The 22,191-nt window shown below is 60.8% G+C and carries 23 protein-coding genes; 14 read left to right on the top strand and 9 right to left on the bottom strand.

Annotated features, from left to right (window positions below):
• The first annotated feature begins 34 nt into the window (after positions 1-34).
• The 3 genes from V5E99_RS24310 (at position 35) to V5E99_RS24300 (ending at position 3,435) form a co-directional block, all read left to right on the top strand.
• Entirely contained in the window at positions 35-862 is an 828-nt protein-coding gene (locus V5E99_RS24310) for a PA0069 family radical SAM protein (protein ID WP_499804794.1), read from the top strand.
• A gap of 230 nt (positions 863-1,092) precedes the next feature.
• Entirely contained in the window at positions 1,093-1,824 is a 732-nt protein-coding gene (locus tag V5E99_RS24305; RefSeq protein WP_499804773.1) for a carbonic anhydrase, read from the top strand.
• An 84-nt stretch (positions 1,825-1,908) separates the two neighbouring features.
• A complete protein-coding gene (locus V5E99_RS24300; RefSeq protein WP_499804772.1) occupies positions 1,909-3,435 on the top strand; it encodes a SulP family inorganic anion transporter in 1,527 nt (508 codons plus the stop codon).
• A 94-nt stretch (positions 3,436-3,529) separates the two neighbouring features.
• Here the strand turns inward: V5E99_RS24300 and V5E99_RS24295 are convergent, their stop codons facing one another.
• Complete coding sequence (locus tag V5E99_RS24295) at positions 3,530-4,180, bottom strand: hypothetical protein (protein ID WP_499804771.1); 651 nt, start codon at positions 4,178-4,180, stop codon at positions 3,530-3,532.
• Between the two features lie 371 nt (positions 4,181-4,551).
• Between V5E99_RS24295 and coxB the strand changes: the two genes are divergently transcribed.
• The 4 genes from coxB (at position 4,552) to V5E99_RS24275 (ending at position 8,955) form a co-directional block, all read left to right on the top strand.
• Positions 4,552-5,679: a cytochrome c oxidase subunit II gene (gene coxB / locus V5E99_RS24290; protein WP_499804770.1), complete on the top strand. Its 1,128-nt coding sequence runs from the start codon at positions 4,552-4,554 to the stop codon at positions 5,677-5,679.
• Positions 5,680-5,761: 82 nt separating this feature from the next.
• A complete protein-coding gene (gene ctaD, locus V5E99_RS24285; protein WP_499804769.1) occupies positions 5,762-7,351 on the top strand; it encodes a cytochrome c oxidase subunit I in 1,590 nt (529 codons plus the stop codon).
• Positions 7,352-7,477: 126 nt separating this feature from the next.
• The gene (locus V5E99_RS24280) at positions 7,478-8,035 is read left to right on the top strand and encodes a cytochrome c oxidase assembly protein (RefSeq protein WP_499804768.1); all 558 of its coding nucleotides are present in this window, start codon (positions 7,478-7,480) and stop codon (positions 8,033-8,035) included.
• Positions 8,036-8,067: 32 nt separating this feature from the next.
• On the top strand, positions 8,068-8,955 hold the full coding sequence (locus V5E99_RS24275) for a cytochrome c oxidase subunit 3 (RefSeq protein ID WP_499804767.1): 888 nt from the start codon (positions 8,068-8,070) through the stop codon (positions 8,953-8,955).
• A gap of 4 nt (positions 8,956-8,959) precedes the next feature.
• Here the strand turns inward: V5E99_RS24275 and V5E99_RS24270 are convergent, their stop codons facing one another.
• Positions 8,960-9,163, bottom strand: coding sequence for a twin transmembrane helix small protein (locus V5E99_RS24270; protein WP_027926133.1), 204 nt, complete (start codon positions 9,161-9,163; stop codon positions 8,960-8,962).
• Positions 9,164-9,233: 70 nt separating this feature from the next.
• Between V5E99_RS24270 and V5E99_RS24265 the strand changes: the two genes are divergently transcribed.
• Genes V5E99_RS24265 through V5E99_RS24245 form a run of 5 tightly spaced genes read left to right on the top strand, consistent with a single transcriptional unit; the run spans position 9,234 to position 13,142 of the window.
• Positions 9,234-9,974 carry an SURF1 family protein gene (locus tag V5E99_RS24265; RefSeq protein ID WP_499804766.1) on the top strand — a complete coding sequence of 247 codons (741 nt, stop codon included), beginning with the start codon at positions 9,234-9,236 and terminating at the stop codon, positions 9,972-9,974.
• Positions 9,952-10,533: a PA_0111/PP_0108 family redox-active disulfide protein gene (locus V5E99_RS24260; RefSeq protein ID WP_499804765.1), complete on the top strand. Its 582-nt coding sequence runs from the start codon at positions 9,952-9,954 to the stop codon at positions 10,531-10,533. Before V5E99_RS24265 ends, V5E99_RS24260 begins: the two co-directional genes overlap by 23 nt.
• Before the next feature lie 10 nt (positions 10,534-10,543).
• Positions 10,544-11,623, top strand: a complete 1,080-nt coding sequence (locus tag V5E99_RS24255) for a COX15/CtaA family protein (protein ID WP_499804764.1) — start codon at positions 10,544-10,546, stop codon at positions 11,621-11,623.
• On the top strand, positions 11,611-12,510 hold the full coding sequence (cyoE, locus tag V5E99_RS24250) for a heme o synthase (RefSeq protein ID WP_499804763.1): 900 nt from the start codon (positions 11,611-11,613) through the stop codon (positions 12,508-12,510). Before V5E99_RS24255 ends, cyoE begins: the two co-directional genes overlap by 13 nt.
• Positions 12,507-13,142 (top strand): SCO family protein, encoded by a 636-nt coding sequence (locus V5E99_RS24245; protein WP_499804762.1) that lies wholly within the window; start codon positions 12,507-12,509, stop codon positions 13,140-13,142. The genes cyoE and V5E99_RS24245 overlap by 4 nt, the downstream gene beginning before the upstream one ends.
• A 183-nt stretch (positions 13,143-13,325) precedes the next feature.
• Here the strand turns inward: V5E99_RS24245 and V5E99_RS24240 are convergent, their stop codons facing one another.
• The 3 genes from V5E99_RS24240 to V5E99_RS24230 form a co-directional block, all read right to left on the bottom strand.
• Complete coding sequence (locus tag V5E99_RS24240; protein WP_499804761.1) at positions 13,326-14,099, bottom strand: MetQ/NlpA family ABC transporter substrate-binding protein; 774 nt, start codon at positions 14,097-14,099, stop codon at positions 13,326-13,328.
• Between the two features lie 77 nt (positions 14,100-14,176).
• A complete protein-coding gene (locus V5E99_RS24235) occupies positions 14,177-14,851 on the bottom strand; it encodes a methionine ABC transporter permease (RefSeq protein WP_499804760.1) in 675 nt (224 codons plus the stop codon).
• The gene (locus V5E99_RS24230; protein ID WP_499804759.1) at positions 14,851-15,858 is read right to left on the bottom strand and encodes a methionine ABC transporter ATP-binding protein; all 1,008 of its coding nucleotides are present in this window, start codon (positions 15,856-15,858) and stop codon (positions 14,851-14,853) included. The genes V5E99_RS24235 and V5E99_RS24230 overlap by 1 nt, the downstream gene beginning before the upstream one ends.
• A 241-nt stretch (positions 15,859-16,099) precedes the next feature.
• Here V5E99_RS24230 and katE point away from each other — a divergent pair, with 241 nt between their 5' ends.
• Entirely contained in the window at positions 16,100-18,262 is a 2,163-nt protein-coding gene (gene katE / locus V5E99_RS24225; RefSeq protein WP_499804793.1) for a catalase HPII, read from the top strand.
• A gap of 121 nt (positions 18,263-18,383) precedes the next feature.
• Here katE and V5E99_RS24220 read toward each other — a convergent pair whose 3' ends face one another.
• From V5E99_RS24220 to V5E99_RS24205, 4 genes are read right to left on the bottom strand one after another with little or no spacing between them, the layout of a single operon-like run.
• Entirely contained in the window at positions 18,384-19,100 is a 717-nt protein-coding gene (locus V5E99_RS24220; protein ID WP_499804758.1) for a PA5502 family lipoprotein, read from the bottom strand.
• A 37-nt stretch (positions 19,101-19,137) separates the two neighbouring features.
• Positions 19,138-19,926, bottom strand: a complete 789-nt coding sequence (gene znuB / locus V5E99_RS24215; RefSeq protein ID WP_427629653.1) for a zinc ABC transporter permease subunit ZnuB — start codon at positions 19,924-19,926, stop codon at positions 19,138-19,140.
• A complete protein-coding gene (gene znuC / locus V5E99_RS24210) occupies positions 19,919-20,704 on the bottom strand; it encodes a zinc ABC transporter ATP-binding protein ZnuC (RefSeq protein WP_499804757.1) in 786 nt (261 codons plus the stop codon). The genes znuB and znuC overlap by 8 nt, the downstream gene beginning before the upstream one ends.
• Positions 20,704-21,186 carry a Fur family transcriptional regulator gene (locus V5E99_RS24205; protein WP_499804756.1) on the bottom strand — a complete coding sequence of 161 codons (483 nt, stop codon included), beginning with the start codon at positions 21,184-21,186 and terminating at the stop codon, positions 20,704-20,706. The genes znuC and V5E99_RS24205 overlap by 1 nt, the downstream gene beginning before the upstream one ends.
• Before the next feature lie 66 nt (positions 21,187-21,252).
• Here V5E99_RS24205 and znuA point away from each other — a divergent pair, with 66 nt between their 5' ends.
• Positions 21,253-22,173, top strand: coding sequence for a zinc ABC transporter substrate-binding protein ZnuA (gene znuA, locus V5E99_RS24200; protein WP_499804755.1), 921 nt, complete (start codon positions 21,253-21,255; stop codon positions 22,171-22,173).
• The last annotated feature ends 18 nt before the right edge of the window (positions 22,174-22,191 follow it).

Raw genomic sequence — 22,191 nt, 5'->3', positions numbered from 1 at the left:
CGGTGCGGTGGAACGTATAGCCTAGCATGTCTGCATCTACTGCTATGCGCGGCCCAGCCACGCGTATTGGGATATGTCGCCGGGTCTGGATTTCGAAACCAAGCTGATCGCCAAGACCAACGCCGCCGATGTACTGGAGGAACAACTCTCCAAACGCGGTTATCAATGCGCGCCGATCAATCTGGGGTCCAACACTGACCCTTATCAACCCATCGAGCGCGAACATAAAATCACCCGCCAGACCCTGGAAGTGCTGCTGCGCTACCGGCATCCGGTAACCATCATCACCAAGGGTTCGCTGATTCTTCGAGATCTGGACCTGCTGGTTGAACTCGCCCAGCAAAACCTGGTGGCCGTGATGATCAGCCTCACCACCCTGGACGACGAACTCAAGCGCATCCTCGAACCCCGGGCCGCCGCGCCCAAGGCTAGGCTGCGGGCGATCCGGGTGATGCGCGAGGCCGGGATTCCGGTGGGGGTTCTGTGTTCGCCGATGATTCCGATGATCAATGACAGCGAACTCGAAAGCTTGCTCACCGAGGCGCATGCCGCCGGGGCCCAGAGCGCGGCCTATATGATGTTGCGCTTGCCGCTGGAGGTGGCACCGTTGTTCGAAGAATGGCTGGCGGCGCACTATCCGCAGCGCGCCGCCCATGTGCTGAGCCTGATCCGGCAAAGTCGTGGCGGCGAACTCTACGACAGTCGCTTTGGTGCACGGATGCGCGGTGAAGGGCCGTTCGCCGACCTGTTGGCGCAGCGTTTTGCCAAAACCATCAAACGCCTGGGGCTCAATCGTCGTGAAGGGTTTAATCTGGACTGCGACGCCTTCTGTCCGCCGGGGCGGCAAATGTCGTTGATCTGAAGATAATTGGCCTATGGTTGAAGAGCGGCAAACACCCAGTCACGTTTTTTGTGAGCTGGAACACACGTTCTAGAGCGCTTGATTCAGTTTGAGTTAAGTTTCGGCCGTTACCTTGTTCATCGAGTGACTGACGGGTCTGGATTTTCGACCTGGATGTTTTTTAAACAGCCACTGGCTTCATATCGGACAAAACGGGACACTTCCCCCAACTCCGTCAAAGAGGATGAATTATGAGTGACAAGGATAAACAGCCGCTGGCTGCGTCGGCGCAAGCGCTTCCCGAGGCGGAATCCGCCGATGCAGCGCTGAAGCATATCGTTGACGGCTTTTTGCATTTTCATCACGAGGTCTTCCCGCAGCAGGAAGAGCTCTTCAAGAAACTCGCCACGGCCCAAAGCCCGAGAGCGATGTTCATCGCCTGCGCCGATTCGCGCATCGTGCCGGAACTGATCACCCAGAGTGCCCCCGGTGACCTGTTCGTGACCCGTAACGTCGGCAACGTCGTGCCACCTTATGGGCAAATGAACGGCGGCGTTTCCACCGCCATCGAATACGCGGTGCTGGCCCTGGGCGTGCAACACATCATCATTTGCGGGCACTCCGATTGCGGCGCCATGCGCGCGGTCCTCAACCCCCAGAGCCTGGAAAAAATGCCCACGGTCAAAGCCTGGTTGCGGCACGCCGAAGTGGCGAAAACCATGGTCCAGGAAAACTGTCACTGCGCTAACGAAAGCGAAAGCATGCACATCCTCACCGAAGAGAATGTGATCGCCCAGTTGCAGCATCTGCGCACGCATCCCTCGGTGGCCTCGCGCATGGCCAACGGTCAGCTGTTTATCCATGGCTGGGTCTACAGCATCGAAACCAGCGAAATCAAAGCGTATGACGCGGATCAGGGTTGTTTCCTGCCGCTGGATGGCAGCCATCCGATTCCGGTGGCGACGCCCAAAGCGCGCTTCTAAAAACTCCTAAGTGTGGTTTAGCCGAGGCTGCCGATCAGGCAGCCTGGCTTTGCCATGCCTGAAAAAAACGTCGGGAGAATCCCCATGCGTGCTGCGCAATTGAAAGCTGTTCTGCCACGGGAGCTACTGGCTTCGGTGGTTGTGTTTCTGGTGGCCCTGCCCTTGTGCATGGGCATCGCCATCGCCTCGGGGTTGCCGCCGGCCAAAGGCCTGATCACCGGCATCATCGGTGGCTTGGTGGTGGGCTGGATTGCCGGTTCACCGCTGCAAGTCAGCGGCCCGGCGGCGGGTCTGGCGGTGCTGGTGTTTGAGCTGGTGCGCCAGCACGGTATCGCCATGCTCGGGCCGATTCTGCTACTGGCCGGTTTTCTGCAACTGCTGGCCGGGCGCTTCAAGTTGGGCTGCTGGTTCCGGGTGACGGCGCCAGCGGTGGTCTACGGCATGCTCGCCGGCATTGGCGTGTTGATCGTGCTGTCACAGGTGCATGTGATGCTCGATGCGGTGCCCAAACCCTCGGGGCTGGATAACCTCGCAGCCTTCCCGAGCGCCGTGGCTCAAGCCTTGCCGTCCCTTGGCTGGCAGGCCGGTTTGCTTGGGCTGGCGACGATTGCGGTGATGTGGCTGTGGGAAAAATTCCGCCCGCATTCCCTGCGATTCATTCCCGGCGCCTTGCTCGGCGTAGGCCTGGCGACGGTGGCCAGCCTGATGCTCGCCTTGCAGATCAAACGCGTCGAAGTCCCGGCCAACCTGGCAGAAGCCATCGACTGGCTCAAACCGGCGGACTTGCTCAACCTGGCGGACCCGACGCTGCTGATCGCCGCGTTTGCCGTGGCCTTCATCGCCAGCGCCGAAACCCTGCTTTCCGCTGCGGCCGTGGACCGCATGCACAACGGCCAGCGTTCGGACTTTGATCGGGAATTGTCGGCGCAAGGTGTAGGCAACATGCTCTGCGGCTTGCTCGGTGCGTTGCCGATGACCGGGGTGATCGTGCGCAGTTCGGCCAACGTTCAGGCCGGTGCGACCACGCGCTACTCGACGATTTTTCACGGTCTGTGGCTGCTGGGGTTCGTGCTGTTGCTGTCCAGTGTGCTGCAAAGCATTCCGGTGGCGAGCCTGGCGGGCGTGCTGGTCTATACCGGTTTCAAACTGGTGGACCTCAAGGCCTTTCGCGGCCTGGGCCGTTATGGCCGGATGCCGATGTTCACCTACGCGGCGACTGCCCTGGCGATCATCTTCACCGACCTGTTGACCGGCGTGCTGATTGGCTTCGGCCTGACCCTGGCCAAACTGGCCTGGAAGGCGTCGCGGTTGAAGATCAGCCTGATCGATCTGCCCAAGGACGGCGAAATGGAGCTGCGTTTGATCGGGGCCGCGACGTTTCTCAAGGTGCCGGCGCTGACTCAGGTGCTGGGGACGATTCCTGCGGGTTCGACGGTGCATGTGCCGCTCAATAACCTGAGCTACATCGACCATTCGTGTCTGGAATTGCTGGAAGAGTGGGGCCGGGCGAATGCGGCCAAGGGGTCGACGTTGTTGATTGAAGCGCGGGGGTTGAAGCGCAGGTTGGAAGGGCGGTTGCGCACAACCAGCGGCGTAGGTTCCACGGGATAAAAAACAACCTGTAGGAGCGAGGCTCGCCCGCGAAGCTTTTGGCGTACTTGAGGACGCCTTCGCGGGCAAGCCTCGCTCCTACAGGGGTGTCGCGTTACGCGGCGGGCTGATCCAGCTCCAGGCCCACGCCCAACTGACGCGACAGGCACGGCCAGCGTTTCCACGCGGCGCCGGTGTCCGGGCTGTTGAGTTTCTCGCGGTAGGCTTCTACCGACTCCAGCGCGAAACTTTCTTCGTTGAGCATCTCGTCCACGGCGTGATGCACCGCCTCATCCAGTTGGTTGGCGAAGGCTTCGCCGATCAATTGGTGGGCAATCAGGTTGGCGACAGTCATGTCCAAGGGGATCAGTGGCTGGCCAAAATGCTTGATGTACAGGTCATTGACCTCTTCGACCAACCGATGCGCCAGATACGCTTCGTCCAGCAAACCGTCCAGACCAATGTGCCCGGTCATGATTGCCGGTGGCTGGAGGAAGAACTGCTCGGCGATTTTCAGCACCGGTTTGATCTGTGATTCGATGCCCGCTTCCCGCGCGACGTCATTGGCGGCGTCCAGCAGGTCTGGCACTTGCTCGATGTAAGCGGCCACAAAACGGGTCATCACGCCCTTGGCATCGACATCCGGCAATTGGATGGCGGCGTGCAGGTGCGGCAGTTGGGTTTCCAGTTGACGAGTTAACAGGCCGGTCTCGGCCTCGTGTTGTTGGGCTTTTTGGATCTGCTCGCGCAATGCGGCGGTGTTCATGAAAACTCCAGGAAACAAAGGCTGTGAAATAGGGAAGACATAACTTAGCTGGCTTAGGAAATTTCCTAAGACGGTTTTGTCATAATTATTTCATCCTTGAGACATCACAGTTATATCGATTTGCCACCACTCGTCTGCATCCTTCTCCATTCGTGCCCTGCAACGCAAGTAGAAGCTGTTTCAGCTGATTTACGCCATCGCGTTGCGAGGTCGCAGTCGCTGTCTATACTCGGTTCTGAATGGAGTTAGCTGATGACGCCCGACTGCATAAGCAGCAAGGCCCGGCGATTCAAGTTCGTAGTCTGAAAAAGCCGCTCCCTTGCCGCTGGTGAAAGCCGGCGGGATAACAAGAACGATAAGGGGAACCCGCAATGATGCGACATCCACATGTCTGGATGGGCCTCCTGTTGTGGTCGATTTTCAGCCAGGCGCAAGCCGCCTGGACTGTGAATATGGCGCCGGGAGCGACTGAAATCAGTCACGCAGTATTTGACCTGCACATGACCATTTTCTGGATCTGTGTAGTGATCGGCATCATCGTCTTCGGCGCCATGTTCTGGTCGATGATGGTCCACCGCCGCTCGACCGGGCAGGTGGCCGCAAAATTTCATGAAAGCACCACCGTCGAAATCCTCTGGACCATCGTGCCCTTCATCATCCTGGTGGCCATGGCGGTTCCCGCTACTGCGACCCTGATCAAGATGTACGACGCCAGTGAGCCGGATATCGATATCCAGATCACCGGCTACCAGTGGAAGTGGCACTACAAATACCTGGGCCAGGACGTCGAGTTCTTCAGCAACCTGGCCACGCCCCAGGATCAAATCCACAACAAGGAAGCCAAAAGCGAGCACTACTTGCTCGAGGTCGACAAGCCGCTGGTGCTGCCGATCGGCGCCAAGGTGCGCTTCCTGGTGACCTCCGCCGACGTGATCCACTCGTGGTGGGTGCCGGCCTTCGCGGTCAAGCGCGATGCGATTCCGGGGTTCGTCAACGAAGCCTGGACCCGGGTCGACAAGCCCGGCATCTACCGTGGTCAGTGCGCCGAGTTGTGCGGCAAGGACCATGGCTTTATGCCGATCGTGGTCGAGGTCAAGGAGAAGGCCGATTACGACAAGTGGCTGGCCGATCGTAAGGCGGAAGCCTTGCAACTCAAAGAGCTGACCACCAAGGAATGGACCCTCGACGAGCTCAAGGAGCGCGGCGACAAGATCTACCACACCACCTGCGTGGCCTGTCACCAGGCTGAAGGCCAGGGCCTGCCGCCGATGTTCCCGGCGCTCAAGGGCTCGCCGATTGCCACCGGCCCCAAAGCAGACCACCTGCACCGCGTGTACTTCGGCAAGCCCGGCACCGCCATGGCGGCGTTCGGCAAGCAACTGTCGGAAGTCGATATCGCGGCGGTCGTGACCTACGAACGTAACGCCTGGGGCAACAACAAAGGCGACATGGTCACTCCTAAAGAAGTGCTGGAGCTGAAACAGGCGGAAAGCAAATGACCCGGCCTATTGCATACGTAAGGAACCGGTCGGGGCAGCGTGCCCCGGCCTGCCCAGCCCATTCGTTCTCAGGAGAACGGCCATGAGTGCTGTCATCGATGACCATGGTCATGCCGCCGACCACGCCCACGGCCCCGCCAAAGGCCTGATGCGCTGGGTGCTGACCACCAACCACAAGGACATCGGCACGTTGTACCTGTGGTTTGCGTTTTCCATGTTCCTGATTGGCGGCTCGTTCGCCATGGTGATTCGGGCCGAGTTGTTCCAGCCCGGACTGCAAATCGTCGAACCGGCCTTCTTCAACCAGATGACCACCATGCACGGTCTGGTGATGGTCTTCGGTGCGGTGATGCCGGCCTTCGTCGGCCTCGCCAACTGGATGATCCCGTTGATGATCGGCGCCCCGGACATGGCCCTGCCACGGATGAACAACTTCAGCTTCTGGCTGCTGCCAGCGGCGTTCATCCTGCTGATCTCGACCCTGTTCACCGCCGGCGGCGGGCCGAACTTCGGCTGGACCTTCTACGCCCCGCTCTCCACGACCTACGCGCCGGAAAGCGTGACGTACTTCATCTTCGCCATCCACTTGATGGGCATCAGCTCGATCATGGGCGCGATCAACGTGATCGCCACTATCCTCAACCTGCGCGCCCCCGGCATGACGCTGATGAAAATGCCGCTGTTCGTCTGGACCTGGCTGATCACCGCATTCCTGCTGATCGCGGTGATGCCGGTACTGGCCGGGTGCGTGACGATGATGCTGATGGACATCCACTTCGGCACCAGTTTCTTCAGTGCCGCCGGTGGTGGTGACCCGGTGCTGTTCCAGCATGTGTTCTGGTTCTTCGGGCATCCCGAGGTGTACATCATGATCCTGCCGGCCTTCGGCGCCGTCAGCTCGATCATCCCGACCTTCTCGCGCAAGCCACTGTTCGGCTACACCTCGATGGTCTACGCCACGGCAAGCATCGCGTTCCTGTCGTTTATCGTCTGGGCGCACCACATGTTCGTGGTCGGGATTCCGCTGGTGGGCGAGTTGTTCTTCATGTACGCCACGTTGCTGATCGCGGTGCCCACCGGGGTGAAGGTGTTCAACTGGGCCAGCACCATGTGGCAAGGCTCACTGACCTTCGAGACGCCGATGCTGTTCGCCGTAGCGTTCGTGATCCTGTTCTCCATTGGTGGTTTCTCCGGGCTGATGCTCGCCATCGCCCCGGCGGACTTCCAGTACCAGGACACCTACTTCGTGGTCGCGCACTTCCACTACGTGCTGGTGCCGGGGGCAATCTTCGGGATCTTCGCCTCGGCGTACTACTGGCTGCCGAAATGGACCGGCCACATGTACGACGAAACCCTCGGCAAGCTGCATTTCTGGCTGTCGTTCGTCGGGATGAACCTGACCTTCTTCCCGATGCACTTCGTGGGGCTGGCGGGCATGCCGCGACGGATTCCGGACTACAACCTGCAATTCGCCGACTTCAACATGGTGTCGTCGATTGGCGCGTTCATGTTCGGCACCACGCAGCTATTCTTCCTGTTCATCGTGATCAAGACCATCCGCGGCGGCCCGCCAGCACCGGCCAAACCGTGGGAAGGGGCCGAAGGCCTGGAGTGGAGCGTGCCGTCACCGGCGCCGTATCACACCTTCACCACGCCGCCGGAAGTGAAATGAACGCTGTAACTCCTGTGGGAGCGGGCTTGCTCGCGAAGATCGATGACGCGGTTTGCCTGCTAAACCGCGGCGCCTGCTTCGCGAGCACGCCCGCTCCCACAGGGTTAGGCGGTGAGGGCAGACATCATGGCTGACTCGATCTCGCTGAAAAAACTGGTCACACGCCTGCTGATGGTAGTGGTGGCGATGTTTGTGTTCGGGTTTGCCCTCGTGCCGATCTACGACGTGATGTGCAAGGCCTTCGGCATCAACGGCAAGACCGCCGGGCAGTACGAAGGCGAGCAAGTGGTCGATACCTCGCGCCAGGTGCGGGTGCAGTTTCTGTCGATGAACAACGCCGACATGGTCTGGGAGTTCTATCCCAAGGGCAACGAGCTGACGGCGCATCCGGGAGCGGTGAACGAGATGATCTTCGTCGCCTACAACCCCACCGATCACCCGATGAGCGCCCAAGCCGTGCCGAGCATCGCGCCCAGCGAAGCGGCGGCGTATTTCCACAAGACCGAATGTTTCTGCTTTACCCAGCAAGTGCTGCGGCCCGGTCAACGGATCGAGATGCCGGTACGTTTCATCGTTGACCGTGACATGCCCAAGGAAGTGAAGCACCTGACGCTGTCCTACACGCTGTTCGATATCACCGCACGTCATCCGCCCGTGGCTGTTGCTGCAAGCACCGGTGGCTAGGCGTTAAGCGTGCCCGATAAGGAGAACAATAAATGGCAACTCATGAACACTATTACGTACCGGCCCAGAGCAAATGGCCGATCATCGCCACGGTCGGCATGCTCGTCACGGTGTACGGACTGGGCACCTGGTTCAACGATCTGAAGGCGGCGCGGCCGGAATCCCACGGCCCGCTGATCTTTTTCGTCGGCGGCCTGCTCCTCGCCTACATGCTGTTCGGCTGGTTCGGCACGGTGATCAAGGAAAGCCGCGCGGGGTTGTATAGCCCGCAACTGGATCGCTCGTTTCGCTGGGGCATGAGTTGGTTCATCTTCTCCGAGGTGATGTTCTTCATCGCCTTCTTCGGCGCGCTGTTTTACGTGCGGCACATCTCCGGCCCAGCACTCGGTGGCGAAGGCCCGAAAGGCATCGCGCACATGCTCTGGCCGAACTTCCAGTTCACCTGGCCGCTGCTGCACACCCCGGACCCGAAACTGTTCCCGCCGCCCAAGGAAGTCATCAGCCCCTGGGGCCTGCCGCTGATCAACACCATTTTGCTGGTCAGCTCCAGCGTCACCGTGACCATCGCCCACCACGCCTTGAAAAAGGGTCATCGCGGCGCGCTGAAAATCTGGCTGGCCATCACGGTTCTGCTGGGCTGCGGCTTCCTCGCGCTGCAAGCCGAAGAATACATGCACGCGTATCACGAACTGGGGTTGACCCTCGGTTCGGGCATCTACGGCGCGACGTTCTTCATGCTCACCGGGTTCCACGGCGCCCACGTGACCATCGGCACCATCATCCTGTTTGTGATGCTGATGCGGATCATGCGCGGGCACTTCGATAACGAGCACCAGTTCGGCTTCGAGGCGGCGAGTTGGTATTGGCACTTCGTGGATGTGGTGTGGATCGGCTTGTTCGTTTTCGTCTACGTGCTCTGAGGCGTTACCAAGGCGCCGTAGAGACTAACTGGCCGCTGTAGAAACCCCAGGCGATCAAGCCGACGGTGGTGGCGGCCAGGGCAACCCGAACACTCAAGGCGATGACCAGGCGATTCGAGCTGCTGTCGTCCTTGACCAGAAAAAACAGGCCGCTGAACAGGCTGACAACCGTGGCAATCAGCATCAGGACGATGGCTGCTTTGAGCATGGTGAGACTCCGGGGGACAGGCGATGCAGTTGAGTATAGCTATCGCGATGACCGACTTTCTGGCGGCGTCATGAAGCGCTTTCGGCCGGGCATCGTGCCGACGATTGTGGTCGCGCTGTTGCTGCCGCTGCTGGTGTCGCTCGGCTTCTGGCAACTGAGCCGTGGCGCGGAGAAAAGCGCGCTGCTGCAAAGCTACGCCGAGCGCCGGGCGGCGGAGCCGATGGCCAGTTCCGAACTGCTGAACACCCAGGACCCAGCCTTTCGCCGGGTGCGCCTGCACGGTCAGTTCGACGCCGAGCACAGCCTGTTGCTGGACAACCGCCAACGCAACGGCAAAGTCGGCGTCGAGTTGCTGCAACCGTTTCACGATCAGGCCACCGGGCTTTGGCTGCTGGTCAATCGCGGCTGGCTGCCCTGGCCGGAGCGCCGTACACCGCCGCAATTCAAGACCCCGACCGAAGCGTTGAGCATCGACGCCTGGGTCTACGTGTCCCCCGGCGCGACCTTCCAGCTCCACGCCGACCCGAGCACCTCGACCTGGCCAAAACTCATCACCGCCGTCGAACCTGCCAAGCTCTGGGCCGCGCTCGACCGCGAAGGCTTCGCCTACGAATTACGTGAAGAAACTGGCCCCGCGTCCTACCAGGCCGATTGGCCGGTGGTGGCCATGGGGCCGGAAAAACACATCGCTTACGCCGTGCAGTGGTTCGCCATGGCGATCGCCCTGCTTGGCCTTTTTATCTACCTCGGCTGGCACAACGCAAAGGAGAAACACCATGGGAGCGGCCATGAATCCACCCAGCATGTCTGAGGCGAAAACGCCGGCGAGTCGGCGCAAGGGTCGCTTGCAACTGCTGCTGATCCTGCTCGGGGTGATCGGTCCGATGATCCTCGCCACCGGCATGTACAAACTGAATTTCTGGGTGCCGGACGGTCGCAGCTATCACGGCGAACTGATCGGCAACGGCCAGACCCGCGCCGACCTCGGCGTGCAGGCCGAGGAGGACCGCTGGCAGATGCTGGTGACCGCGCCCAAGGATTGCTCGGTGGATTGCCAGCAACTGGTGTATCTGGCGCGGCAAATCCAGATCGGCCTCGGCCGCGATGCGTCCCGCGCCAGCCATGCTTTAGCGGCGGCACAACCGCTGACCGCCGATTACGAAGCCAAGCTGACCCGCGAATATCCGCAATTGCAGCGCTACCCAATGGACTTGACCACCTTCAGCAAGACCACGAGCGACAAGACCGCCCCGCAACTGTGGATCATCGACCCCCACGGCAATCTGGTGCTGCGCTACGACCCGACGGTCAAGGGCAAGGACCTGCTGAACGATCTGCGTCATCTGCTGAAACTGTCGAACATCGGATAAGGGCATCGTCATGGCCAAACCTGGATTTCGCCTCGCGCTGTTTGCCACCCTGCTGGCACTGATTGTGGTGTTGCTCGGCGCCTACACTCGCCTGACCCACGCCGGCCTCGGCTGCCCGGACTGGCCGGGGTGCTATGGCTTTATCAGCGTGCCGAAAAGCGAAGCCCAACTGGCCCATGCCGAGCTGCATTTCCCCGATACACCCGTGGTGGCCCACAAGGGTTGGAACGAGATGATCCACCGTTACTTCGCCGGCACCCTGGGGTTGTTGATTTCAGTGCTGGCCGGTCGCGCCTGGGTGCATCGCAAGCATCCGGGCCAACCGGTGAAGTTGCCGCTGTTTCTGCTCGGCGTGGTGTTCGCCCAAGCGGCGTTCGGGATGTGGACGGTGACGCTCAAGCTCTGGCCGCAAGTGGTGACCGGGCATTTGCTCGGTGGGTTTGCGACGTTGAGTCTGTTGTTTCTGCTGACGTTGCGACTGTCCGGCGTCATGCCCGCGCTAACCGTGCCCAAGCGTTTGCAGTACTGGGCGACGGCCGGGTTGCTGCTGGTGATTCTGCAAATCGCCCTCGGTGGCTGGGTCAGTTCCAACTACGCGGCGGTAGCGTGCATCGACTTCCCGACCTGCCATGGCCAATGGCTGCCGCCGGCGGACTTCGCCAACGGTTTTCACCTGACCCAACACATCGGCCCGAATTACCTCGGTGGGCAACTGGACAGCGATGCCCGCACCGCGATTCACCTGACCCACCGCATCGGCGCGCTACTGGTGACGCTGGTGCTGCTGGGCCTGGCCTGGCAACTGAAAGTGGTCGGCATGACCCGTTTGGCGGGGTTGGTGCTGATCGCACTCGGCACACAAATCACGTTGGGCATCAGCAACGTGCTGTTTCACCTGCCGCTGCCGATTGCCGTTGCCCACAACGCCGGCGGCGCGGCGCTGTTGCTGAGCATGGTGCTGGTCAATTATCACGCGCGAACCAGTCTGGTTCGGGTCAAGCAGCAATCCCCTGCGCGCTGGCGCTTCAGCCCGCGTAAACATTCCGCCGGGCCCATAACAATAAAAGGAGAGATGCCATGGCGACTCTGATCGGCGAACGTCACAGTCAGGCGATCTGGCGCGACTACCTGGAGCTGACCAAACCGAAAGTGGTGGTGCTGATGCTCATCACCTCGCTGGTCGGCATGTTCCTCGCGACCCGCGCCGGGGTGCCGTGGACGGTGCTGGTGTTCGGCAATCTGGGGATCGCCCTGTGTGCCGGAGGCGCGGCGGCGGTCAATCATGTGGTGGACCGGCGCATCGACGCGGTAATGGCGCGCACTCACAAGCGGCCATTGGCGGAAGGCCGGGTGTCGCCGGCCGCCGCGCTGACCTTTGCCCTGGTGCTGGCGCTGCTCGGCCAGGCCTTGCTGCTGGCGTTCACCAACCCGCTGACCGCATGGCTGACCCTCGCGTCCCTGCTCGGTTATGCCGTGGTCTACACCGGTTTCCTCAAACGCGCGACGCCGCAGAACATCGTCATCGGCGGCCTCGCCGGCGCAGCCCCACCACTGCTGGGCTGGACCGCCGCCACCGGCCATCTCGGCGCCGAACCGTTGCTGCTGGTGCTGATCATCTTCGCCTGGACCCCGCCACACTTCTGGGCCCTGGCCATTCACCGCAAAGAGGAATACGCCAAGGCTGACATTCCGATGCTGCCGGTGACCCATGGCGAGCACTACACCAAAGTCCATATCCTGCTTTACACCTTCGCGCTGCTGGCGGTCAGCCTGATGCCGTATGTAATCCACATGAGCGGCGTGCTCTACCTCGTTTGTGCGTTGGGTCTGGGCGCGAGGTTTCTGCAATGGGCCGTGGTGCTGTACCGTGGCACTCGGCCGCACGCGGCGATCAACACCTTCAAGTACTCTATTTGGTACTTGTTCCTGCTGTTTATCGCCCTGCTCGTAGACCACTACTTACTGTTGAACCTATGACTCGAACTCAGAAAACCGTCTTCATCCTCGTCGCCCTGATCGCGCTGGTTCTGGGCCTGACCGTCAACAAAGTGCTGTCCGGCAAAGGCCAGGGCGACCCGACGGCGCTGATCGACGCCGGCATCATCCTGCTGCCGCAAAGCCGTACCCTGCCGAGCGTGACGATGACCGATCAGGACGGCAAACCAGTGGCGGTCAACGAGTTGAAAGACAAGTGGAGCCTGCTGTTCTTCGGCTACACCTTCTGCCCGGACATCTGCCCGACCACCCTCGCCCAACTGCGCCAGATCAAAAGCGAACTGCCGCCAGAAGCGGTGGCCAAGTTGCAGATCATCTTGGTGAGCGTCGACCCGAACCGCGACACGCCCAAACAGCTCAAGCAGTACCTGGGCTACTTCGATCCGCAGTTCCAGGGCCTGACCGCGTCCTCAGTGGACGACATCCAGAAACTGGCCAACGCCGTGAGCATCCCGTTCATCCCGGCGGACACCAGCAAGCCAAATTACACGGTCGATCACAGCGGCAACCTCGCGGTGATCGGGCCGGACGGCACGCAGCGGGGGTTCATTCGTGCGCCGTTGAACAACACCAAGTTAGTGGCGCAGCTGCCGGTGATGCTCAAACGCAACTAAGCACCACGCTGTTCTGTAGGAGCCAGGCTTGCCAGCGAAGGCGTTAGTGAAATCGCCTTCGCCGGCAAGCCTGGCTCCTACAGGGGTCGGTGTTTCAGGCACAAAAAAGGGGACGCTCGTGGCGTCCCCTTTTCGCTGATCGTTCCTACGCGTGGGAACGATCATTTCCGTTAAAACTTCAGATCAGAACGCCGGCAATACCGCGCCTTTGTACTTCTCGAGAATGAACGCTTTGACTTCCGGGCTGTGCAGCGCCGCAACCAGTTTCTTCATCGCGTCGCTGTCCTTGTCGTCCGGACGGGCCACCAGGATGTTCACGTAAGGCGAGTCGTTGCCTTCGATCACCAGCGCATCCTTGGACGGATCAAGCTTGGCTTCCAGCGCGTAGTTGGTGTTGATCAGCGCCAGGTCGACCTGGGTCAGCACGCGCGGGATGGTCGCGGCTTCCAGTTCGCGGAATTTCAGGTCCTTCGGGTTCTCGGTGATGTCTTTGATGGTCGAGAGGATGTTGTTCGAATCCTTCAACTTGATCAGGCCCGCCTTCGCCAGCAGCAACAGCGCACGGCCGCCGTTGGTGGCATCGTTCGGGATCACCACGTTGGCGCCGCCCGGCAATTCGCTCAGGGCTTTGTACTTGCTGGAGTAAGCGCCCAGCGGTTCCAGGTGCACACCGGCCACAGCGACCAGGTTGGTGCCCTTGGCCTTGTTGAACTCATCCAGGTACGGCTGGTGCTGGAAGAAGTTGGCGTCCAGACGCTTCTCGGCAACCTGGACGTTCGGCTGGATGTAATCGGTGAAAACCTTGACCTTCAGGTCCACGCCTTCTTTGGCCAGAACCGGTTTCACAAACTCGAGGATTTCCGCGTGGGGAACCGGAGTCGCGGCGACGGTCAGGGTTTCGTCGGCCTGGGCGGAAAACGCCGCTACAGCAGCCAATGCGACGAGTAGTTTTTTCATTCAGCTAACTCCTTGTGAGGCGCCCGTGTGGCGCCTGCCAGCGAATGGCCGGCTCATGTATTGATGACGTGAGGCATTTATTTTCGGGAAAAGTGCACGACCAGCCTGTCGCCAACCATTTGCAGCACCTGCACCAGCACCAGCAACAGCACGACGGTGACGATCATCACATCGGTCTGGAAACGCTGGTAGCCGAAACGGATGGCCAGGTCGCCCAAGCCACCGGCGCCGACCACACCGGCCATCGCCGTGTAGGACACCAGTGTAATCGCCGTCACCGTAATCGCCGCGTAGATGCCCGGGCGGGCTTCCGGCAGCAAGGCGTTGATGATGATCTGCTTGGTGGTCGCGCCCATGGCCTGGGTCGCTTCGATGATGCCGCGATCCACTTCACGCAACGCGGTTTCCACCAGCCGTGCGAAGAACGGCGTGGCGCCGACCACCAGCGGCGGGATCGCACCCGCGACGCCGAGAGACGTGCCGGTAATCAGCACCGTGAACGGGATCATCACAATCAGCAAAATAATGAACGGCAGCGAACGCAGGATGTTCACCACCAGCGACAGCACGGCGTAGAGGCCTTTGGACTCCAGCAACTGACGCGGGCTGCACAGGAACAACAACACACCCAGCGGCAAGCCGAGCAGAACGGTGAACAGCAGCGAACCGCCGAGCATCATCATTGTGTCGCCGGTGGCCAGCCAAATCTCGAACCAGTCGATGTTGGCGAAGAAACTCATCAGGGCTTCCATTAGCGCAGCACCTCCATGTGGACGTCAGCCGCGGTGAAACGGGCAAACGCCGCCTCCATGTCGCCGCCGGTGACGGCCAGGGTCAGTTGCCCGTAAGGGACGTCTTTGATGCGGTCGATACGACCGGCCAGGATGCTGTAGTCCACACCGGTTTCCCGAGCGACGGTACCCAGCAATGGCGCGTAGGTCGCTTCGCCCTGGAAGGTCAGACGCACGATTCGGCCCGGTACGTGAGCGAAGTCATCGCGCTGTTCGCTTTCGTCGATCTGCTCGCTTTCCTGCACGAACCGCTTGGTGGTCGGGTGCTTGGGATGCAGGAACACCTCGGCCACCGAGCCTTGCTCGACGATCACACCGGCATCCATCACCGCCACTTGATCGCAAACGCGACGGATCACATCCATCTCGTGGGTGATCAGGACGATGGTCAGCTTCAGTTCGCGGTTGATCTCGGCCAGCAATTGCAGGACCGACGCGGTGGTCTGCGGGTCGAGGGCGCTGGTGGCTTCGTCGCACAGCAGGATTTTCGGCTTGGTCGCCAGGGCGCGGGCGATGCCGACGCGCTGCTTCTGGCCGCCGGACAACTGCGCCGGGTACTTCTTGGCGTGGTCGGACAGGCCGACACGGGCCAGAAGTTCGGCCACACGCTGGTCGATTTCGCTGCGGGACAACTCGCCGGCCAGGGTCAGCGGCAGCGCGACGTTGTCGGCCACAGTCTTGGACGCCAGCAGGTTGAAGTGCTGGAAAATCATCCCGACTTGCTGGCGAAAACGCCGCAAGCTGTTCGCGTCGAGCGCGGTCACTTCTTCGCCATCGACGAAGATCTTGCCGCCACTGGATTCTTCCAGGCGATTGATCAGACGCAGCAGGGTACTTTTTCCCGCACCGGAATGACCGATCAGGCCGAAGACCTGACCGTTCTCAATCGTCAGACTGGTCGGATGCAGGGCGGGAATATCCTTACCGGCGACGCGGTAAGTCTTATGGACGTTTTGAAACTCGATCACGTAGCGAACCTTGTGGGGCGCGTTGGAAAAGGATCAGCGGTTAGCCGGGCGCGCATTTTAGCCTGTCCGTATAGAGGTTATTAGCATTTATTCCTCATTCAACCTTCCATTTGGCAATAACGCGATCAAAGGTCAGAAAAAAGGAACGGCCAAAAACCTCATCAGTCACTAATTAGGCAACTCGAAAACGCCCCCGGTGCCGTGCCTGGGGAATTGCTCAAGAGTCCTGGCTACGGCGGGAATCGCAACGAGGAGTTTAAGCCTGATGAGTACCAAAAAACCTGCCACCCCAAAAAGCGCACTGGCCGGGACCGATACCCTGGACCGAGGCAACACCAACGCCAAGCTCGACAGCCTGGAAAAATTTCGCTCCGACGCCACCGAACAGGCCCTGCGCACCAACCAGGGCGTGAAGGTGTCGGACAACCAGAACACCTTGAAAGTCGGCGCCCGTGGGCCGTCGCTGCTTGAAGATTTCATCATGCGTGAAAAGATCACGCATTTTGACCACGAGCGCATTCCCGAACGCATCGTCCACGCCCGCGGCACTGGCGCCCATGGCTACTTCCAGACCTACGAGAACCATGCTGCGCTGACCAAGGCCGGTTTCCTACAGGACCCAGGGAAGAAAACCCCGGTGTTCACCCGTTTTTCTACGGTTCAGGGCCCGCGCGGGTCAGGTGATACCGTGCGGGACGTACGAGGTTTCGCCGTGAAGTTTTTCACCGACGAAGGCAACTTCGACCTGGTGGGCAATAACATGCCGGTGTTTTTCATCCAGGACGCGATCAAGTTTCCCGACTTCGTCCACGCGGTGAAGCCTGAGCCGCATAACGAAATCCCTACCGGCGGCTCGGCCCACGACACCTTCTGGGATTTTGTCTCGTTGGTGCCAGAGTCGGCGCACATGGTGATTTGGGCCATGTCCGACCGGGCGATCCCGAAAAGCCTGCGCAGCATGCAGGGCTTCGGCGTGCATACGTTCCGGCTGGTCAATGCCGAAGGCAAATCGCGCTTCGTCAAATTCCACTGGCGCCCTACCGCCGGCACCTGCTCGCTGGTCTGGGATGAGGCGCAGAAACTCGCCGGTAAAGACACTGACTTTCACCGTCGCGATCTCTGGGAGGCCATCGAGACCGGGGACTACCCGGAATGGGAACTTGGCGTACAAATCATTGAAGAGGAAAACGAACACAGCTTCGATTTCGACATCCTCGACCCGACCAAACTGATCCCCGAAGAAATCGTCCCGATCACACCGTTGGGCAAAATGGTGCTGAACCGCAACCCGGACAACTTCTTCGCCGAAACCGAGCAAGTTGCCTTCTGCCCGGGGCATATCGTGCCGGGCATCGACTTCTCCAACGATCCGCTGCTGCAAGGTCGGCTGTTTTCCTACACCGATACGCAAATCAGCCGACTCGGCGGGCCGAACTTTCACGAGATCCCGATCAACCGCCCGGTCGCGCCGTTCCACAACGGACAGCGGGATGCGTTGCACCGCACCACCATCGACAAGGGTCGCGCGTCCTACGAACCGAACTCGATTGATGGCGGCTGGCCGAAGGAAACTCCGGCGGCGGCCAAGGACGGCGGTTTCGAGACGTACCCGGAACGCATCGACGCGAACAAGATCCGCCAACGCAGCGAATCGTTCAGCGATCACTTCTCCCAAGCGCGGCTGTTCTTCCACAGCATGAGCAAGCATGAGCAGGAACACATCATCTCGGCCTACAGCTTTGAGCTGGGCAAGGTGGAGCGTGAATTTATCCGTGTGCGCCAGGTGAACGAGATCCTCGCCAACATTGACCTGGAACTGGCCAAGCGTGTCGCCGCCAATCTGGGGCTGCCCGCGCCGAAGGCCGGGACGGTCGAGGTGCGCAAAACCTCGCTGGATAACTCCCCGGCGTTGAGCCAGGCCAATCTGCTGCCAGAAAATATCAAGACCCGGAAAGTGGCGATTCTTGCGGCAAACGGCGTCGATGGTGCGGCGATTGAGGCGATGAAGAAAGCGCTGGCGGCCGAGGGTGCTCACGCCAAGTTGCTCGGCCCGACCTCCGCGCCGGTGAAAACTGCCGATGGCAAGTCGCTGCCGGTGGACGCGTCGATGGAAGGCTTGCCTTCCGTGGCGTTCGATGCGGTGTTTGTGCCGGGTGGCGCGGCGTCGATCAAGGCGTTGAGCGGTGATGGCGTGGCATTGCATTACTTGCTGGAGGCGTACAAACACCTGAAGGCGATTGCGTTGCACGGCGAGGCCAAGCAGTTGCTGGATGTGTTGAAACTGGAGGCGGATGCGGGGTTGATCGTTGGCGCGGACGCCAAATTGTTCAAGGCGTTTTTTGCCGCGATCGGGCAGCATCGGGTGTGGGAGCGGGAGCCCAAGGCCAAGGCGATTCCGGCTTAGAGAGGTGTATTGCTAGAAAGGATGCCTTCGCGGGCAAGCCTTGCTCCTACAGGGTCCGAGCCGTTCACCAATCGTGTGAACGACACAAACCCTGTAGGAGCATGGCTTGCCCGCGATGCTTTTAAGGCTTACGTGGGCTTAGAACCATCTGCGCCGGCACATTGCGCAAAATCTGCTTCTCCAGCTTCAAGTCAAAACCCGAATCCAGTTTCTTCACCCGATTGGTCAGCAACGTAGCCAACCAAGGGTAATCCTGGGTGCGCGGCGCTTGAATGCTTACAGCGCATTCATAATTCACCACATCGGCGGCGATAGCGTCCAGTTGACGACGCAGTTTGCTCATATCGGTGAGGTTCAACGCCACCGTGGTGCTTTGCGCCGTCGGGTCGATGACTTTGGCTTTCGGCTTGGCTTCAGCGGCCATCAGCGCGGCTTCGGCCTTGTCCAGCTCAGCCTTGCGCGCATTAACGATGGCGTTGTTCACCCCGCCGGTCAGCGCCGGAGCCTTGGGCATCAACGCCCGGGCACGGCTCAGGGCGGTCGCGGCGGCGTTCACATCGCCTTTTTGCAACACGATCTGGCTGCGTTGCAGATAGGCTTCGGCGAGTTGCCGCTGGTATTGCACAAGGCTTGGATCGTCGGGCGACTGGGCCTGCAAGGCGGCCAATTGGTCTTCGGCGGTGGCCAGCTCGCTGCTGGCCAGGTTTTGTTCCAGTTGTGCGATGGCCGTGGCCCGTGCATCGGGGGCCTCGGTGGCCGCCGGTGGCGTGCTTTGGCAAGCGCCCAGCAGCAGAGAAAATGCGACAAGGAGCAGATAACGGGAGGCGAACGGCTTCATTCCTGCGACTCTCTATTTGCGCAAAAAACGAGCAAGTCTACACCCCTCGACGGGGCAGGACAAAACTCAGCAGAAACAGTGCGGCGGCCGTCACAACAATCGATGGGCCTGCCGGGGTGTCCTTGAACCACGACAACGCCAGCCCGCCACACACCGCGAGCATGCCCAGCAGGCTCGCGCCCAGTGCCATCTGCTCCGGCGAGCGGGCGTGACGTTGTGCCGCAGCCGCCGGGATGATCAACAGCGAAGTAATCAGCAACACACCGACGATTTTCATCGCCACGGCGATCACAACGGCGATCAGCAACATCAGGGTCAGGCGCAACGCCGCTACCGGCAGGCCTTCAACCGTCGCCAACTCTTCGTGCACGGTGATCGCCAACAATGGCCGCCACAGCGTCACCAGCAACCCCAGCACCGCCGCGCTGCCGCCGAGAATCCAGGCCAGATCGGTCGGGCTGATCGCCAGCAGATCGCCAAACAGATAGGCCATCAGATCGATCCGCACTTCATGCATGAAGCTTAGTACCACCAGGCCCAGCGAGAGCGTGCTCGGCGCAAGAATGCCCAGCAGCGTGTCGGACGCCAGCGGCTGACGCTGCTGCAAGGTCACCAGCAACACCGCCAGCAACAGGCAACCGACGGTGACGGCCACCGTCGGGCTGACATCCAGCAGGAAACCCAGGGCCACACCCAGCAGCGCAGCGTGGGAAAGGGTGTCGCCGAAGTAAGCCATACGGCGCCAGACCACAAACGAACCCAGCGGGCCCGCGACCAAGGCCAGGGCCAGACCTGCAAGCAGGGCGTAGAGCAGAAAATCAGCCATGCTTGCAGCTATCTCCATGAACGTGGGGTTGGGCCGACGCGGTCGCGCTGACAACCGAGCCATGCAGGTCGTGGGCGTGGTCGTGATGGTGGTGATAAATCGCCAGGCTTTGTGCGTTTTTTCCGAACAGCTCGACGAAAGCCGGATCGCCGCTGACGTGTTCCGGGTGCCCTGAGCAGCAGACATGGCGATTCAGGCAGACCACTTGATCGGTGGTGCTCATGACCAAATGCAAATCGTGGGAAACCATCAACACGCCGCAGCCGTGACGGTCGCGCAGACGGGTGATCAGGCTGTACAGCTCGGCCTGGCCGGCCACATCGACGCCTTGCACCGGCTCGTCGAGCACCAGCAATTCCGGTTCACGCAACAGCGCCCGGGCCAGCAGCACGCGCTGCATTTCACCACCCGACACCGTTTGCACCGGGCTGTCGATGACGTGCTCGGCGCCGACTTCCTTGAGCGCCGACAACGCACGCGCCCGGTCCACACCCGGCACCAGGCGCAAAAAGCGCAGCACCGAGAGCGGCAGGGTCGGATCGACATGGAGTTTTTGCGGCATGTAGCCAACGCGCAGCTTCGGCTTGCGCCAGACGTTGCCGCTGTCCGGTTTCAACAGGCCAAGGACCGCGCGCACCAGGGTGGTTTTGCCGGCACCGTTGGGGCCGATCAGGGTCACGATTTGCCCCGGCTCGACGCTCAGATCAATGTTTTCCAGCACGCTTTGCCCGGCAAAGGTGACGGCAACCTGCTCAAGACGGATCAGCGCGTTGCTCATCAAGCCCCCTGGCAACCCGAGCAGAGCCCGACCACTTCAACGGTCTGGGCTTCGACGACAAATCCGACATCCTTGGCGCTGAGGATGATCGCGTCGCCGATGGATTTCTGTTGCAACTCGATGGCGGCATGGCATTCGCGGCAAATCAGGAACTGGCCCTGGTGGGCGTGTTCCGGGTGATTGCAGCCGACGAAAGCGTTCAACGAGGAGATGCGGTGCACCAGGCCGTTATCCAGCAGGAAATCCAGCGCGCGGTACACGGTCGGTGGCGCCGCGCGGCGGCCATCCTGCTCGCTGAGTACCGCCAGGATGTCGTAGGCGCCCAGCGGTTTGTGGCTCTGCCACACCAGTTCCAGCACCCGCCGGCGCAAAGCGGTCAGGCGCAGGCCCTGACGTGCGCATAAGGCATCGGCCTCAGACAATGCGCTGTGCACGCAATGAGAGTGGTCGTGGGGACGGCTGGCAATCGGTGTTTTAGGCATGAGCGGCGACGAGTTTTGTGAGAGACGTTATTATGTTACCCGTTCTCGCCTCTTCGAGTGGTCATCGTGTCCCGACTTTTTTCTATCTGTGTCGCAATTATCGCTAGTTTCCTGCTGATCGGTTCGGCTCAAGCCCAAGTCACTGTGCTCACCAGCATCAAGCCGTTGCAGCTGATTGCCGCAGCCGTGCAGGACGGCGTGGCGATTCCGGAAGTATTACTGCCGCCGGGAGCCTCGCCGCATAACTATGCGCTGCGCCCGTCCGACGTACGCAAAGTGCAATCGGTGGATCTGGTGTACTGGATCGGCCCGGACATGGAAGGTTTCCTGCCCCGCGTGCTGAAAGGTCGTACGTTACCGACCGTGGCCGTGCAGGATTTGCCTGATCTGAAACTGCGTCACTTCGCCGAAGATAGCCAGTCTCACGCCGAAGATGCCGACGAACATGACCACGATCACCGCCCTGGCACGCTGGACGCGCATTTGTGGCTATCGCCGGTGAATGCCCGGGTGATTGCGACGAAAATGGCCGCCGACCTGAGCGCCGCCGATCCTGAGAACGCGGCGCGCTATCAGAGCAACCTCAAGGCTTTCGATGAGCGTCTGGATGCGCTGGACCTGCGCTTGAAGGCTCGATTGGCCGGCATCGCAGGCAAACCTTACTTCGTGTTCCACGAAGCCTTCGACTACTTCGAAGACGCCTACGGCCTCAAGCACACCGGCGTGTTCAGCGTTGCTGCCGAAGTCCAGCCAGGCGCCCAGCACGTCGCGGCGATGCGCACGCGTTTGCAGGAAGTCGGCAAAACCTGCGTGTTCAGCGAGCCGCCGCTGCGTCCGCGCCTGGCGGAAACCCTGGTGGCCGGCCTGCCGGTGAAACTGGCGGAACTGGATGCGCTGGGCGGCTACACCCCGGCGACCGCTCAGGGGTATGAGCAGGTGCTGGAGAAGTTGGGGAATGATTTGGCGGGGTGCCTGGAGTCGTTGTAACCCCATAAAAAAGATCGC

This window comes from Janthinobacterium sp. LPB2021202312-11-4, assembly GCF_037049705.1.
GTDB lineage: Bacteria > Pseudomonadota > Gammaproteobacteria > Pseudomonadales > Pseudomonadaceae > Aquipseudomonas.
This window is presented reverse-complemented; position numbering and strand designations above follow the sequence as displayed.

Bases quoted from the DNA above. Each gene is read 5' to 3' on its own strand.
- V5E99_RS24295 (WP_499804771.1), bottom strand. From the start codon at position 4,180: ATGAACACCGCCGCATTGCGCGAGCAGATCCAAAAAGCCCAACAACAC.
- V5E99_RS24220 (WP_499804758.1), bottom strand. From the start codon at position 19,100: ATGAAGCCGTTCGCCTCCCGTTATCTGCTCCTTGTCGCATTTTCTCTG.
- V5E99_RS24275 (WP_499804767.1), top strand. From the start codon at position 8,068: ATGGCAACTCATGAACACTATTACGTACCGGCCCAGAGCAAATGGCCG.
- V5E99_RS24255 (WP_499804764.1), top strand. From the start codon at position 10,544: ATGGCCAAACCTGGATTTCGCCTCGCGCTGTTTGCCACCCTGCTGGCA.
- V5E99_RS24305 (WP_499804773.1), top strand. From the start codon at position 1,093: ATGAGTGACAAGGATAAACAGCCGCTGGCTGCGTCGGCGCAAGCGCTT.
- V5E99_RS24265 (WP_499804766.1), top strand. From the start codon at position 9,234: ATGAAGCGCTTTCGGCCGGGCATCGTGCCGACGATTGTGGTCGCGCTG.
- coxB (WP_499804770.1), top strand. From the start codon at position 4,552: ATGATGCGACATCCACATGTCTGGATGGGCCTCCTGTTGTGGTCGATT.
- V5E99_RS24270 (WP_027926133.1), bottom strand. From the start codon at position 9,163: ATGCTCAAAGCAGCCATCGTCCTGATGCTGATTGCCACGGTTGTCAGC.
- cyoE (WP_499804763.1), top strand. From the start codon at position 11,611: ATGGCGACTCTGATCGGCGAACGTCACAGTCAGGCGATCTGGCGCGAC.
- V5E99_RS24300 (WP_499804772.1), top strand. From the start codon at position 1,909: ATGCGTGCTGCGCAATTGAAAGCTGTTCTGCCACGGGAGCTACTGGCT.
- znuC (WP_499804757.1), bottom strand. From the start codon at position 20,704: ATGAGCAACGCGCTGATCCGTCTTGAGCAGGTTGCCGTCACCTTTGCC.
- V5E99_RS24235 (WP_499804760.1), bottom strand. From the start codon at position 14,851: ATGGAAGCCCTGATGAGTTTCTTCGCCAACATCGACTGGTTCGAGATT.
- ctaD (WP_499804769.1), top strand. From the start codon at position 5,762: ATGAGTGCTGTCATCGATGACCATGGTCATGCCGCCGACCACGCCCAC.
- znuB (WP_427629653.1), bottom strand. From the start codon at position 19,926: ATGGCTGATTTTCTGCTCTACGCCCTGCTTGCAGGTCTGGCCCTGGCC.
- V5E99_RS24260 (WP_499804765.1), top strand. From the start codon at position 9,952: ATGAATCCACCCAGCATGTCTGAGGCGAAAACGCCGGCGAGTCGGCGC.
- V5E99_RS24280 (WP_499804768.1), top strand. From the start codon at position 7,478: ATGGCTGACTCGATCTCGCTGAAAAAACTGGTCACACGCCTGCTGATG.
- V5E99_RS24240 (WP_499804761.1), bottom strand. From the start codon at position 14,099: ATGAAAAAACTACTCGTCGCATTGGCTGCTGTAGCGGCGTTTTCCGCC.
- V5E99_RS24245 (WP_499804762.1), top strand. From the start codon at position 12,507: ATGACTCGAACTCAGAAAACCGTCTTCATCCTCGTCGCCCTGATCGCG.
- V5E99_RS24205 (WP_499804756.1), bottom strand. From the start codon at position 21,186: ATGCCTAAAACACCGATTGCCAGCCGTCCCCACGACCACTCTCATTGC.